This is a genomic window from Pseudarthrobacter siccitolerans (assembly GCF_030823375.1).
GTDB lineage: Bacteria > Actinomycetota > Actinomycetes > Actinomycetales > Micrococcaceae > Arthrobacter > Arthrobacter siccitolerans_A.
In genome coordinates, this window is record NZ_JAUSXB010000001.1 from 3,800,675 (window position 1) to 3,813,402 (window position 12,728).

Here is a 12,728-nt window from a genome sequence, read left to right on the forward strand (position 1 = left end):
CGCAGGCCGAATGCCACTTCCGGGAATAGTCTGGAAGCTACGGCAGGTAGGGCCCAAAAACCGCGACCTGCCCCTTATCCAAGGGCGGCAATCTTCGAAGCACACTCTCCCCAAACCCCCTTTTCATCGCCTGCAAAGGAGCAACAGATGACCGAGAGCATCGCGCCCCCTACTGCCAAGGCAGAGTCCCGCAGCACCAAGGACCTGGCCAAGGTGGCCGTTTCCGGCTGGTTGGGCACCGCCATGGAATTCATGGACTTTCAGCTTTATTCCCTGGCCGCGGCCATTGTTTTCAATAAGATCTTTTTCCCTGACGTCAGCCCGGTCATCGGCCTCATCGCTGCGATGGCGACCTACGGCGTCGGCTACGTTGCCCGCCTCGTGGGCGCTGTCTACTTTGGCCGCATGGGCGACAGGATCGGCCGCAAGAAGGTCCTCTTCATCACCATCGCGCTGATGGGTGCGTCCACCACGCTCATCGGCGTCCTGCCCACCTACGGCATGGTGGGCATCTGGGCGCCCATCCTCCTCGTGGCATTGCGACTGATCCAAGGCTTCGGTGCCGGCGCCGAAATCGCCGGCGCCACCGTGATGCTGGCGGAATACGCCCCGGCCCGCCGCCGCGGCCTGATTTCCTCGCTCGTCTGCCTCGGCACCAACTCCGGCACCCTCGCCGCCACCGCGCTCTGGGCCATCCTGGTGGCGGTACTCTCCGAGGACCAGCTGCTGACCTGGGGTTGGCGCTTGCCGTTCCTGGCAAGCTTCCTGCTGATGATCTTCGCCGTCTGGATCCGCCGCTCGCTCAAGGAGAGCCCGGTCTTCGAACAGCGTGAGGACGTCGTCGATGGCGTCGCACTCGCCAAGCGCGACCTCGCCGCTGAACTAAACGCGTCCGCAGCAAACGAAGCAGACCAGCCCAAGCACCTGACCGAGTCCACCGGCACGATCGAAGCCGCGCTGCACCAGCGCAAGGGCAAGTCCTTCCTGATCGCACTCGGCCTCCGCTTCGGACAGGCCGGCAACTCAGGCCTCATCCAGACCTTCCTCATTGGCTATCTGGTCACGGTCCTGCTCATGAACAAGTCCGTCGGCACAACGGCCATCATGATTGGCTCGATCATCGGGTTCGCCACCATCCCGCTGGTCGGCATCCTGGGCGACCGCTTCGGCCGCCGGCCCCTGTACATCATCCTGAGCGCCACCACCGCCGTCTTCGCAATTCCCATGATGCTCATGGTCACCAGTGGCAACCCGACCCTCGTCACCATCGCGATCGTGGCCGGCCTGAACCTGGGTGTGCTCAGCCTCTTCTCGATGGAGAGCGTCACCATGGCCGAGTTCTTCGGAGCCCGCCCCCGCTTCACCCAACTCGCCCTGGCCAAGGAAATCGGCGGGATCCTCGCCACGGCCATCGGCCCGATCCTCGCCGCCACGCTGACTGCCGTCACCGGGCACTGGTGGCCGCTGGCCGCCATGCTCGTCGGCTACTCGCTGATCACGCTGCTCGCCGCAGTTGTTGGCCCCGAAGTCCGCGGCCGCGACATGGTCCGCCTGGAAGACGCCGCATGAAAGCAGTAGTCGTCCACGGTGCCAACGACCTCCGCATCGACGAACGCCCCGAGCCCGTCGCCGGGCGGGGGGAGGTTGTCCTCGACGTCGAATGGGGCGGGATCTGCGGCTCCGACCTTTCCTACTGGCGCCACGGCGCCTCCGGGACCGCCCAGCTGAAGTCCCCGCTCGTCCTCGGCCACGAGGTGGCGGGCCGGATCGCCCAGCTGGGCGACGGCGTCGAAAACCTCGAGGTCGGCCAGCCGGTCACCGTCCATCCCGCGGAACTCGTGGGGGACGGGATCATGCCGGAACGGCTCAGCGGCCGGACCAACCTGTACCCCCGGATCCGGTACTTCGGATCGGCAGCCTTCGATCCGCACACCGACGGCGGTTTCAGCGAACGGAAGCTGGTCCGCGCGTCGCAGATCCGTCCGCTTCCCGACGGCGTGGACACACTGCGCGGGGCACTTGCTGAACCGCTCGCCGTCGCACTTCACTCGGTGGGCCGGGCGGGTTCGCTGACCGGCCGCGACGTGCTGGTCAACGGCGCCGGGCCGATCGGCTCCCTGGTGGTCGCGGCTGCCAGGTACGCCGGGGCACGGACCGTCATCGCCACGGACATCAACGATGCCTCGTTGCGGATCGCAAAGGCCATGGGCGCCGACGAGGTCCGCAATTTATCCGACGGAGCAACGCTGCCGGAGGATGTGGAGCTCGTGTTCGAGGCCACGGGGATCCCCACCGTACTGGGCGGCATCCTCCGGGCCACCGCCCGGGGAGGCACGCTCGTCCAGGTGGGCAACCTGCCCGGAGCCCCGGCTCCGGCCGCCCTCGGGGATCTCGTGACGCGGGAAATCACGTGGATCGGCTCGTACCGGTTCGCGGACGAGATCACCGACGCGCTCAAGGCCATGTCCGACGGCCTGGACGTCTCACCCGTCATCACCCACAAGTTCGGCATCGACCAGGCCGCGGAAGCCATGCAGGTCTCCGCGGACCCTGCCGCCGGCAGCAGCAAGGTTATGCTCCGCCTCTCCTGACCCAAACCAAGGAGCAGCAGATGGCGTTCTGGGGGCTCAAAACGCCATCTGCTGCTACCTACTTGCAATGCCCGACACACAAAAGGACCCACCAGTGAAGATCACCGACGCACGGGTAGTGGTTTCGTCGCCAGGACGGAACTACGTCACGCTCGTTATCGAAACCGAGGACGGCATCACCGGCATCGGCGATGCCACCCTCAACGGCCGCGAGCTGGCAGTAGCCTCCTACCTGGCCGACCACCTTTGCCCGCTGCTGATCGGCCGGGACGCCCGCCGGATCGAAGACGCCTGGCAGTACTTTTACAAGGGTGCCTACTGGCGCCGCGGACCGGTGACCATGACTGCGATTGCCGCCATCGACGTCGCGCTGTGGGATATCAAGGGCAAGGCCGCAGGCATGCCCGTCTACGAACTCCTGGGCGGCGCGGCCCGCGAAGGTGTTATGGTCTACGGCCACGCCAGCGGTTCCACTGTGGAGGACCTCAGCGCTGACTTTCAGCACCACCTGGACCTCGGCTACAGGGCGATCCGCGCCCAGGCCGCCGTGCCCGGACTGGAGAAGACCTACGGGATCGCGCCCGTGGACGGCAAGCTCTACGAGCCGGCCAGCGGCAACGTCCCGCAGGAGGACACCTGGGAGACGACGGCCTACCTGGACTTCGCGCCGAAAATGATGGCGCATGTGCGTGAAGAGTTTGGCTACGGCGTGCACGTCCTGCACGACGTGCACCACCGCCTGACGCCCATCGAGGCTGGCCGGCTGGGCGCCTCGCTGGAGCAGTACCGGCCCTTCTGGATCGAGGACCCGACGCCGGCCGAGGACCAGTCCGCGTTCCGCCTGATCCGCCAGCACACCACCACGCCCATCGCCGTTGGCGAGGTGTTTAACTCGATCTGGGACTGCCAGCAGCTGATCACCGAACGGCTGATCGACTACATCCGCACCTCCGTCTCGCACGCCGGCGGCATCACGCACTTGCGCCGGATCTTCTCCCTCGCCGACCTGTACGGCGTGCGCTCCGGTTCGCATGGCGCCGGTGATCTCTCTCCGGCCTCCTTCGCCGCGGCCCTGCACGTGGACATGAGCATCCCCAACTTCGGCATCCAGGAATACATGGGCCACAGGGATCCCGCCGGCGAGGTCTTCAAGACCTCCTACACCTTCAACGACGGCTACATGCACCCCGGTGATGCACCCGGCATCGGCGTGGAGTTCGACGAGGAAGCCGCCGCGCGGTTCCCCTTCGACCCGAAATACCTGCCGGTCAACCGCCGGCTCGACGGATCGGTGCACGACTGGTGAACGGCGCCAAGCACGATAACTTCGATGTGGTGGTGATGGGGGAGATCCTCGTCGAAGTAGCCACCGACCTCCCCTTCGCCCACGGCGTCCCGGCGCAGCTGGGCATCTCGGGGGACGCGCTCAACGTGGCAGCCGCGTCAGCCGCGGCCGGCGCCAGCGTGGGCCTGCTGGCCGTGCTGACCGACGACGACCTGGGCCAGTCGATTGCTGCCAGGATCGCGGAACTGGGCATCTCCACGGACCTCCTGAAGTACCGCCAGGGGCAGCAGGGCGTTTACCTGGTGCACAGCGACCCCGAAGGCCAGCGCGAATTCTCCTACGCCCGCAACGGCAGTGTCGGGTCCTCGCTCGGCCCGGATGACGTCGACCCCCGCGTCTTCCAGTCAGCGGGGGCCGTGGTGGCGGGCGGCATCGCCTGCGCCATTTCGACGACGTCCCGCGCCGCCGTCGTCAAAGCCGCCTCCCTCGCCCGGCGCTTTGTGTTTGATCCCAACTTCCGTCCCCGCCTCACCACTGTGGAGGACGCGGCGGCGGTGCTTGCCGAGCTGGCGCCGCAAGCTTTCCTGGTCACGCCCTCCTTTCCCGGCGAAACCAGCATGTTGCTGGGCACTTCCACACCACGGGAAGCGGCAGCCAGACTCCGCTCCATGCGTACGGAACTTGTGGCCGTCACGTGCGGTGCGGAAGGCGTCCAACTGGAATGGGACGGGGATTCCGCGTGGATCCCTGCCGTCCCGGCTCCGGCAGTGGTGGACCAGACCGGGGCGGGCGACGCCTTCGTGGGTACGCTGACCGCCCGCCTGGTGCTCGGTGACAGCTTCCCGACGGCGGCCCGTTACGGTGCAGCGGCATCCTCGCTGGTGGTGGGCGGCAAGGGCGGAACAGGGTTCATCCCGACGTTCGAGCAGACCCGCAAGCACGCCGCGACTGGAACCCCCGCGACCGCCACGTCCGCAAAAGCGGCAAACGCTGTGGAAGGAGCCGTGTCATCGCACGCCTGAACCTCGCGACGCTCTCGGCCGGCGGGCAGCAGGCCGCGCTGCAGCGGGACAAGCTGCAGCCTGGAATCGTCCACCTCGGGCTTGGCGCCTTCGCCCGTGCCCACACCGCGGTCTTCACCGAGGACGCGATGCTGGCTTCCGGTGACTTTGAGTGGGGGATCGTCGGCGTCACCCAGCGTTCGGACACGGTGGCCCGTCAGCTGGCACCCCAGGACGGGCTGTTCACGGTGGCCGAACGAGGCGATGGTGCGGCACCGGCGCGCGTGGTCTCAAGCATTGTCGAAGCCATCTCCGGCCGGGACAACCCGCAGGACGTCGTGGACCGCATCGCAGCGCCGGCAACCCGGATCGTCACCCTCACCGTCACCGAGAAGGGGTACCGGTTCGATCCCGTCACCGGCATCCTCAACGGTAACGATCCGGAGGTCCAGGCAGATCTGGCAGGGAGGCCTCCGCTGACCGTCGTCGGCCAGATCGCCCGGGGCCTGCAGCGGCGGGCCCGCAGCGGCGCGGGGCCGATCACCGTGGTGTCCTGCGACAACCTGCCCGGCAACGGCGAACTGACCGGCACCCTGGTCCGTGGGTTCGCGGCTGCCCTGCCGGCAGTGGAAAGCGAACCCCTGCTGGCCTGGGTGAAAGGCAACGTCACGTTCCCCAGCACCATGGTGGACCGGATGGTCCCCGCCACTACCGAAGGCGACCTTGTCGCCGTCGAACGCGAACTTGGCCTGCGGGACGAAGCCGCCGTAGTGGCCGAGCCCTTCAGGCAGTGGGTCATCGAGGACAACTTTGCCGCCGGCCGCCCCCGCTGGGAGGACGCCGGTGCACTGTTCAGCTCCGACGTCGCCGCCTGGGAGGCGGCAAAGCTGCGCCTGCTCAACGCCAGCCACTCCATGCTGGCCTACCTCGGACTGGTGGCCGGCAAGGAAACCATCAGCGACGCCGTTGCCGAGCCCCTCTTCCTTACCGCCTGCCGGAGCATGATGGTGGAGGAAGCGCTTCCGACCATCACCCTGCCGCCCGAACTGGACGGCGACCGGTACTGCGCCGACGTGCTGGCACGTTTCGCGAACCCCGCCCTGGGCCACACCACCGCCAAGGTGGGCAGCGACGGCTCCCAGAAGATCGGGCTGCGCCTGCTGCCCACCATTAGTGGGATGCTCGACGCCGGGCGGCAGCCGCGATGGGCTGCCCTGGCAATTGCCGCCTGGATGCACCGGGTGGCCACCGCAGCACCGGCGGACCTGAACGATCCGCTGGCCGCAGAACTTCAGGCCGCGCTGCCCGCGACCCGTACGGCAGCCACCGTTGTTCCTGCGCTGTTGGGTTTCCGCCCCATTTTCGACCAGAACCTGGTACAGCATGAGGGTTTCACCGAACTGCTGCTGCACTGGTACCGCACCCTTGAGACCGACGGGCTGGAAGGCCTGGGAAACGAGATCAATCATGGCTGACGCATCCGGCGTCCTGCGCATTTCACCAGTCATCCCGGTGGTCACCATTGACGACCCCCAGGACGCGGTGCCGCTGGCCCGGGCCCTCGCCGACGGGGGAGTGAAGATCATCGAACTTACGCTCCGGACCGAGTCCGCCCTGACCTCGCTCAAACTGATCGCCAACGAGGTGCCGGACATCCTGGTGGGTGCCGGAACCATCCTCACCCCCGCACAGGCCGACGACGCCGTGGCAGCAGGCGCGCAGTTCCTGGTGAGTCCCGGGGTAACCCCCGCCCTGCTCACCTCCATGCTCAGCCTGGACGTCCCGGTACTTCCCGGCGTGGCCACCGTGGGGGAGGTCATGGCGGTCCTGGAAAGTGGCCTGGACTCCATGAAGTTCTTCCCTGCGGGACCGGCCGGCGGGCCCAACTACCTGGCGGCGATCGGCGCGCCTATTCCCCACGTCCAGTTCTGCCCCACCGGCGGAATCAGCCTCAGCACGGCGCCCGACTACTTGAAACTGCCCAACGTTTCCTGCGTCGGCGGCAGTTGGCTGACTCCGGCGTCCGCCGTCGCGGCCAAGGACTGGGGCAGGATTTCCAGCCTGGCCAGCGAGGTCGCGGCCCTCGGGCTGTAATTCATTCAAAAGTAGTAGCGGCAACTGCCGTTCTGACGCTTCAGAACGGCAGTTGCCGCTACCGCTGTTGGGTGCGTGTGGGGGACCGCGTCAGCCCTCCGCGGCGGACGCCCGGACCTGGGCCTTGTCGTGCTCTGCATGGGCTGACCGCAGCAGGTCCAGGAACTCGGTCTCGTTGCGGATGAGCTTCTTGTACTTCTCGGGCAGCTTGCGGATCTGGTTCTCCTCACGGCACATGGCGGCGAAGATCTTGTCCCACTCCACCATGTCCGTCTCGTAGTTGAGGTCCAGGTACTCCACGGCGTGCCGGCGGGCGCCGGAGACGGCGTTCTTGGCCTTGCCCTTGGGGCTGAAAATGGATGCCAGCACCGTGACCACCAGAACGCCGAGGATCACGCCCAGGGAGACTTCGGTGCTGACTTCCACTACGTTCACGTGGCCGCCGTCGTTGATGAACGGCAGCGTGTTCTCGTGCAGTGCGTGCAGGATGAGCTTCACTCCGATGAAGCCCAGGATGACTGCCAGCCCGTACGAAAGGAAGATCAGCCGGTCCAGCAATCCGTCGATCAGGAAGAACAGCTGCCGCAAACCCATCAACGAGAACGCGGTGGCGGTGAAGACGATAAAGACGTTCTGCGTCAGCCCGAAGATCGCCGGAATAGAATCCAGCGCGAAGAGGATGTCCGTACCGCCGATAGCCACCATCACCAGGAGCATCGGGGTGAGGACGCGCTTGCCGTTTTCCAGGGTGAAGAGCTTGTCGCCGTCGTAGTGCTCCGATGCCGGCAGGAACTTCTTGGCGAGCCGTACGACCAGCCCTTCGGACTCGTCGTCGTGGCTGTTGGGGCGCAGCAGGTTGCCCGCGGTGATGAGCAGGATGAGCCCGAAGATGTAGAACACCCAGGCGAAGCTGTTGATCAGCGCGGCACCGAGGAAGATGAACGCCGTACGGGCGATCAGCGAGAACACGATACCGAACAGCAAAACCTTCTGCTGGTCCGCGCGGGGCACGCGGAAACTGGCCATGATGATGAGGAACACAAAGAGGTTGTCCACGGAGAGCGCCTTCTCCGTGACGTAGCCCGCGAAGTACTCGGTACCCATCGTGGGCCCGCCGAACATCAGCACGCCCAGCCCGAAGACCAGCGCGATGCCGACGTAGATGGCGGACCAGGTGGCGGATTCCTGCAGTGACGGGGTGTGTGCCTTCCGCACATGGAAAAAGAAATCGAAAGCCAGCAGGCCAACAATCCCTGCAATGGTCAACGTCCAGACATAAGAAGGTACTTCCACGCGGCGGGCCTTTCGTCGTCAGTGTCCTCCCAGCCTATCGACAGCAGGCTTACCTAAGCAGGCCGGAGGAGCTCATGCTCCACCACGGCGGTACGGGACAGCGTCTTGTACCCCTCCTGTTCGAACAGGACAGTAATCACATCGTCCTCGTGCCGCATCACCAGCCCCGGACCCCACTCCTTGTGGATCACGGCGGACTGCAACGGGAAAGGTTCGTCCCCATTCGGGGAATCCTGCCCGCCGGACCCCGGCCCGCCGTCGTCGTGCATACCCTTTGCGAGGCCAGGCCCATCCGCCTGGCTGGCGGCCTCATGGCAGGCGTCGCAGTTGCCGCACGGGTCCGGCAACTCCTCGCCAAAGTAGCCCAGCAGGAACTGCCGCCGGCAACTGTCCGTTTCCGCGTACGCACGCATCATGGTGAGCCGGGACTGGTCCACGCGCTGCCGGGCCTCGGCCAGTTCGACGGCGCGCTGGACCAGCGCGGGCAGCTTGGCTTTGGAGGTGAGCCGGATGCCGCGCTTGCCTGTGGTGACCGCGCCCGCCTCCTCCAGCTGGTTCACCAGGCCGGTGACGCGGCGCCCCGGGAACCCGGTCAGTTCAGCCACCGACGTTTTGGGAGCGGGCCCTCCCGCGGCCTTAAGGACCTTGAGCACGGCCAGCAGCCGGTCCGGGTCGGGGGAGTGGGTCCCGAAGAACTTTCGCAGCCCCAGGTCCTCGGCGCGGTAGTGCAGCACGGCTGAGGCAGGCTCCCCGTCGCGCCCCGCCCGGCCGACCTCCTGGTAGTACGCGTCCAGCGACTCAGGAATGTCCGCGTGCACCACAAACCGCACATTCGGCTTGTCGATGCCCATGCCAAAAGCGGTGGTGGCGACCACCACGTCCAGCTGGTCGTCCAGGAACAGCTCGTGGATGCGCTCCCGGTCGGCCGCTGACCGGCCGGCGTGATAGGCCTCCGCCCGGAGTCCCTCCTTGCCCAGTTTGGCCGCGTACTTTTCGGTGTCCTTGCGGGTGGCGGCGTACAGCAGGCCCTGACCCTGGTCCCTGGCCAGCGCCGCCACCTGTTCGAGGACGGACTTCCGCTTGCCCTTGTCCTCCTGGTGCCGGAGCACATCGAGGCTGATGTTGGGCCGGTCGAAGCCGCGGACCAGGACCAGCGGGTCCTGCATGCCCAGCCGCTCCGCGATCTCATCGCGCACGGGAGGGGATGCTGTGGCGGTCAGGGCAGCCACCGGCGGGTTGCCCAGGCGCTCGCGGACGTTGCCCAGGTTGAGGTAGTCCGGGCGGAAATCATGGCCCCAGGAGGAGACACAGTGAGCTTCGTCGACTACGAATATGGAGATATCCAACGCGGCGATCCGGTCCACGGTTTCCTGCTTGGCGAGCTGTTCGGGGGCGAGGAACAGGAAGGCAGCCGTCCCTGATTCCGCCGCCTGCCACGCGGCGTCCAGCTCGGAGTCGCTGTGGGAGGAGTTAATGGCGACGGCGGCTCCGTCACCCAGGTCCCCGGACAGCCCGTCCAGCTGGTCCTCCTGCAGGGCAATGAGGGGTGAAACCACGACGGCGGGCCGTCCCGTTGTGTTCTTCAGGTGCAGGGCGGCGACCTGGTAGATGGCGGATTTGCCGTAGCCGGTGGGCATCACCGCCAGGACGTCGCGGCCGCCGGCAAGGGCAGTCATCCCGGCGAGCTGGCCATCGCGGAGGTGGGGCAGGGAGAAGGAGGACGCCGCCAGGGCGGCGAGGGCACGATCGTCGGACATAGGGAGCTGCTCCGCACTGTGGATCCTGCGGCCGCTTGCTTCAGCCGAGGTAACCAGCCTAACCCGGCCGGGACACGCCGTCGTCGGAGTCCGCGGCTATGTGGACAAGTCTCCCTGCCCTTGTTCTGCACATCCGGCGCTGCTGTCCTTGACTTCCCGGTCACCCTGAACAAGTGTGGGAGCAACTGGTCCCACCGCACATGCCCTGGATTTTCTGGACTGGATTTTCGGGACCAGGCCAAGCAAGGAGGATGCAGCGTGGCGCGCAAAAATCCGAAGGTCGAAGAGGCCGACGAGGTGGCGCTTGAAGTGACCGGACACCCCAAGACCTGGGCCGCCGGCGTTCCCGGCGTCTATCACTCCATGAAGCCCGCGTTGGAGCACATGGGCCTGGAACGGTCGCGGAAAACCCTGCTGGCGCTTAACCAGAAGGACGGGTTTGACTGCATGAGCTGTGCGTGGCCTGACCCGGGTCACCGCAAGACGTTCGAGTTCTGCGAAAACGGTGCGAAGGCAGTCACCTGGGAAGCCACGCCGGTAGTCATTTCTTCGGAGTTCTGGGCCGAGCATCCCGTCAGCGAACTCCGGGAGCGGTCGGAGTACTGGCTGGGCATGCAGGGCCGCCTCACCGAACCCGTGTACAAGCCCGCCGGCGAGGACCATTACCGGCCGGTGGGCTGGGACGAGGCTTTCCGCATCATCGCGGATAAGCTCAGCTCCCTGCCGAGCCCTGACCAGGCTGCCTTCTACACCAGCGGCCGTACCTCCAACGAGGCTGCGTTCCTGTACCAGCTGTTTATCCGCGGGTACGGCACCAACAACCTGCCGGACTGCTCCAACATGTGCCACGAGTCCTCCGGCTGGGCAATGGGGCAGACCATCGGCGTCGGCAAGGCCACGGTTTCCTACAGCGACTTTGAAAAAGCGGACCTGATCATCATCCTGGGCCAGAACCCGGGCACCAACCATCCCCGGATGCTCACCGCCCTGGAGGAAGCCAAGGACGCGGGCGCCAAGATCGTGGCGGTCAACCCGCTGCCCGAGGCGGGCCTGATGCGCTATAAGAACCCGCAGCGGGTGAAGGGCATAATCGGGCACGGCACGGACCTGGCCGACCAGTTCCTGCAGATCCGGCTGGGCGGGGACATGGCGCTGCTGCAGGCCGTGTCCAAGCGGGTCCTGGACGCCGAGGCTGCGGCGCCGGGAACCGTGCTGGACCATCAGTTCCTGGCGGAACACTGCCAGGGGCTTGAGGAACTGAAGGCACATCTTGCCATGCTGGACGAAGCGGCCGTCCTTGAGGCCACAGGGCTGCGCTCGGAGGAGATCGACGAACTGGCGGACCGCTACCTCCGTGCGGACAAGGTGATTATCACCTGGGCCATGGGCATCACGCAGCACAAAAAGGCCGTGGCCACCATCAAGGAGATCATCAACCTGCTGCTGCTCCGTGGCAACATCGGCAAACCCGGTGCCGGCGCCTCGCCAATCCGTGGGCACAGCAATGTCCAGGGGGACCGGACCATGGGCATCTGGGAGCAGATGCCGCCCGCTTTCCTGGACGCACTGGGCAGGGAATTCAGCTTTGATCCGCCCCGGGAGCACGGGGCAGACGCGGTGGAAACCATCCGGCAGATGCGCGACGGCGGCATTAAGGTATTCATGGCCGTTGGCGGCAACTTTGTCGGAGCCATGTCCGACACCCGTGCCGCCGAGGCGGCGATGGAAAACACCGAGCTTTCCGTCCAGGTCTCCACCAAGCTCAACCACTCCCACGCCGTGACCGGAGCCGAGGCTTTGATCCTGCCCACGCTCGGGCGCACCGAGATCGACCGGCAGGAGTCCGGCCCGCAGTTCGTGTCCGTGGAGGACACCGTCTGTGCCGTGCACGCTTCGCACGGCACGGTTGATCCGGTGGCGCCGGGGCTGCTCTCCGAGGTGGCGATCGTCAGCCGGCTCGCGCAGCGTGTGCTCGGGGACCGGATCGGGGCCGACTGGGCCGGCTTCGAAAAGGACTACGACCTGATCCGGGACCACATTTCCCATGTGGTGGCGGGCTGCGAGGACTACAACCGGAAGATCCGGCAGGAGGGCGGCTTCGTCCTGCCCAACGGGCCCCGGGACTCGCGAACATTCAACACCCCCACCGGCAAGGCCATGCTCACCGTTAATGAACTCGAACATGTGGAGCGGCCGGCCGGTACCCTGATCCTGCAGACCATCCGCTCACACGACCAGTTCAACACCACCATCTACGGCCACAACGACCGGTACCGCGGCATCAAGAAGGGCCGGGAAGTGGTGTTCGTGAACCCGGCGGACCTCACCGAACTCGGGCTTGAGGACGGGCAGCATGTGGACATTTGGGGCGTCTACCCGGACAACGCGGAGCGCGTCCTGCGAAAGTACCGGGTGGTGTCCTACCCCACCGCCCGCGGGTGCGCCGCCGCCTACTATCCCGAGGCCAACGTCCTGGTTCCCCTGGAAAGCGTGGCCGAGGGCAGCCAGACGCCGGCCTCCAAGGCCGTGATCGTGAAGCTCGAGCCGTTGCTGGTGCTGGAAGAGGAGCCAACGGCCGCGGGATAGCGGGTCGTTGGGCCTGCCGAACCTGCGCTTTTGCGGGCTCGATTTCGACAGGCTCAATCACCGGGGTGGATTTCGACAGGCTCAATCACCGGGGTGGATTTCGACAGGCTCAATCACCGGC

At 66.3% G+C, this 12,728-nt stretch carries 9 protein-coding genes; 7 read left to right on the forward strand and 2 right to left on the reverse strand.

The window, feature by feature from the left end; translation table 11 throughout:
• The first annotated feature begins 147 nt into the window (after positions 1–147).
• From QFZ36_RS17740 to eda, 6 genes are all read left to right on the forward strand, one after another.
• Positions 148–1,569, forward strand: a complete 1,422-nt coding sequence (locus tag QFZ36_RS17740; protein ID WP_306638318.1) for an MFS transporter — start codon at positions 148–150, stop codon at positions 1,567–1,569.
• Positions 1,566–2,591: an L-idonate 5-dehydrogenase gene (locus QFZ36_RS17745; RefSeq protein WP_306638319.1), complete on the forward strand. Its 1,026-nt coding sequence runs from the start codon at positions 1,566–1,568 to the stop codon at positions 2,589–2,591. Before QFZ36_RS17740 ends, QFZ36_RS17745 begins: the two co-directional genes overlap by 4 nt.
• A 94-nt stretch (positions 2,592–2,685) precedes the next feature.
• Positions 2,686–3,897: a D-mannonate dehydratase ManD gene (gene manD, locus QFZ36_RS17750; RefSeq protein WP_306638320.1), complete on the forward strand. Its 1,212-nt coding sequence runs from the start codon at positions 2,686–2,688 to the stop codon at positions 3,895–3,897.
• A 35-nt stretch (positions 3,898–3,932) separates the two neighbouring features.
• Entirely contained in the window at positions 3,933–4,898 is a 966-nt protein-coding gene (locus QFZ36_RS17755) for a sugar kinase (RefSeq protein WP_373427088.1), read from the forward strand.
• 65 nt (positions 4,899–4,963) lie between these two features.
• On the forward strand, positions 4,964–6,352 hold the full coding sequence (locus QFZ36_RS17760) for a mannitol dehydrogenase family protein (RefSeq protein WP_306639264.1): 1,389 nt from the start codon (positions 4,964–4,966) through the stop codon (positions 6,350–6,352).
• The gene (gene eda, locus QFZ36_RS17765) at positions 6,345–6,971 is read left to right on the forward strand and encodes a bifunctional 4-hydroxy-2-oxoglutarate aldolase/2-dehydro-3-deoxy-phosphogluconate aldolase (protein WP_306638322.1); all 627 of its coding nucleotides are present in this window, start codon (positions 6,345–6,347) and stop codon (positions 6,969–6,971) included. The genes QFZ36_RS17760 and eda overlap by 8 nt, the downstream gene beginning before the upstream one ends.
• 90 nt (positions 6,972–7,061) lie before the next feature.
• On the opposite strand, the gene QFZ36_RS17770 is transcribed toward eda, so the two are convergent.
• Together QFZ36_RS17770 and QFZ36_RS17775 are read right to left on the reverse strand one after the other, a co-directional pair.
• Complete coding sequence (locus QFZ36_RS17770; RefSeq protein WP_306638323.1) at positions 7,062–8,264, reverse strand: TerC family protein; 1,203 nt, start codon at positions 8,262–8,264, stop codon at positions 7,062–7,064.
• 53 nt (positions 8,265–8,317) lie between these two features.
• Positions 8,318–10,021 (reverse strand): RecQ family ATP-dependent DNA helicase, encoded by a 1,704-nt coding sequence (locus QFZ36_RS17775; RefSeq protein ID WP_306638324.1) that lies wholly within the window; start codon positions 10,019–10,021, stop codon positions 8,318–8,320.
• 258 nt (positions 10,022–10,279) lie between these two features.
• Here QFZ36_RS17775 and QFZ36_RS17780 point away from each other — a divergent pair, with 258 nt between their 5' ends.
• Positions 10,280–12,607: an FdhF/YdeP family oxidoreductase gene (locus tag QFZ36_RS17780; RefSeq protein ID WP_306638325.1), complete on the forward strand. Its 2,328-nt coding sequence runs from the start codon at positions 10,280–10,282 to the stop codon at positions 12,605–12,607.
• Positions 12,608–12,728 lie beyond the last annotated feature (121 nt).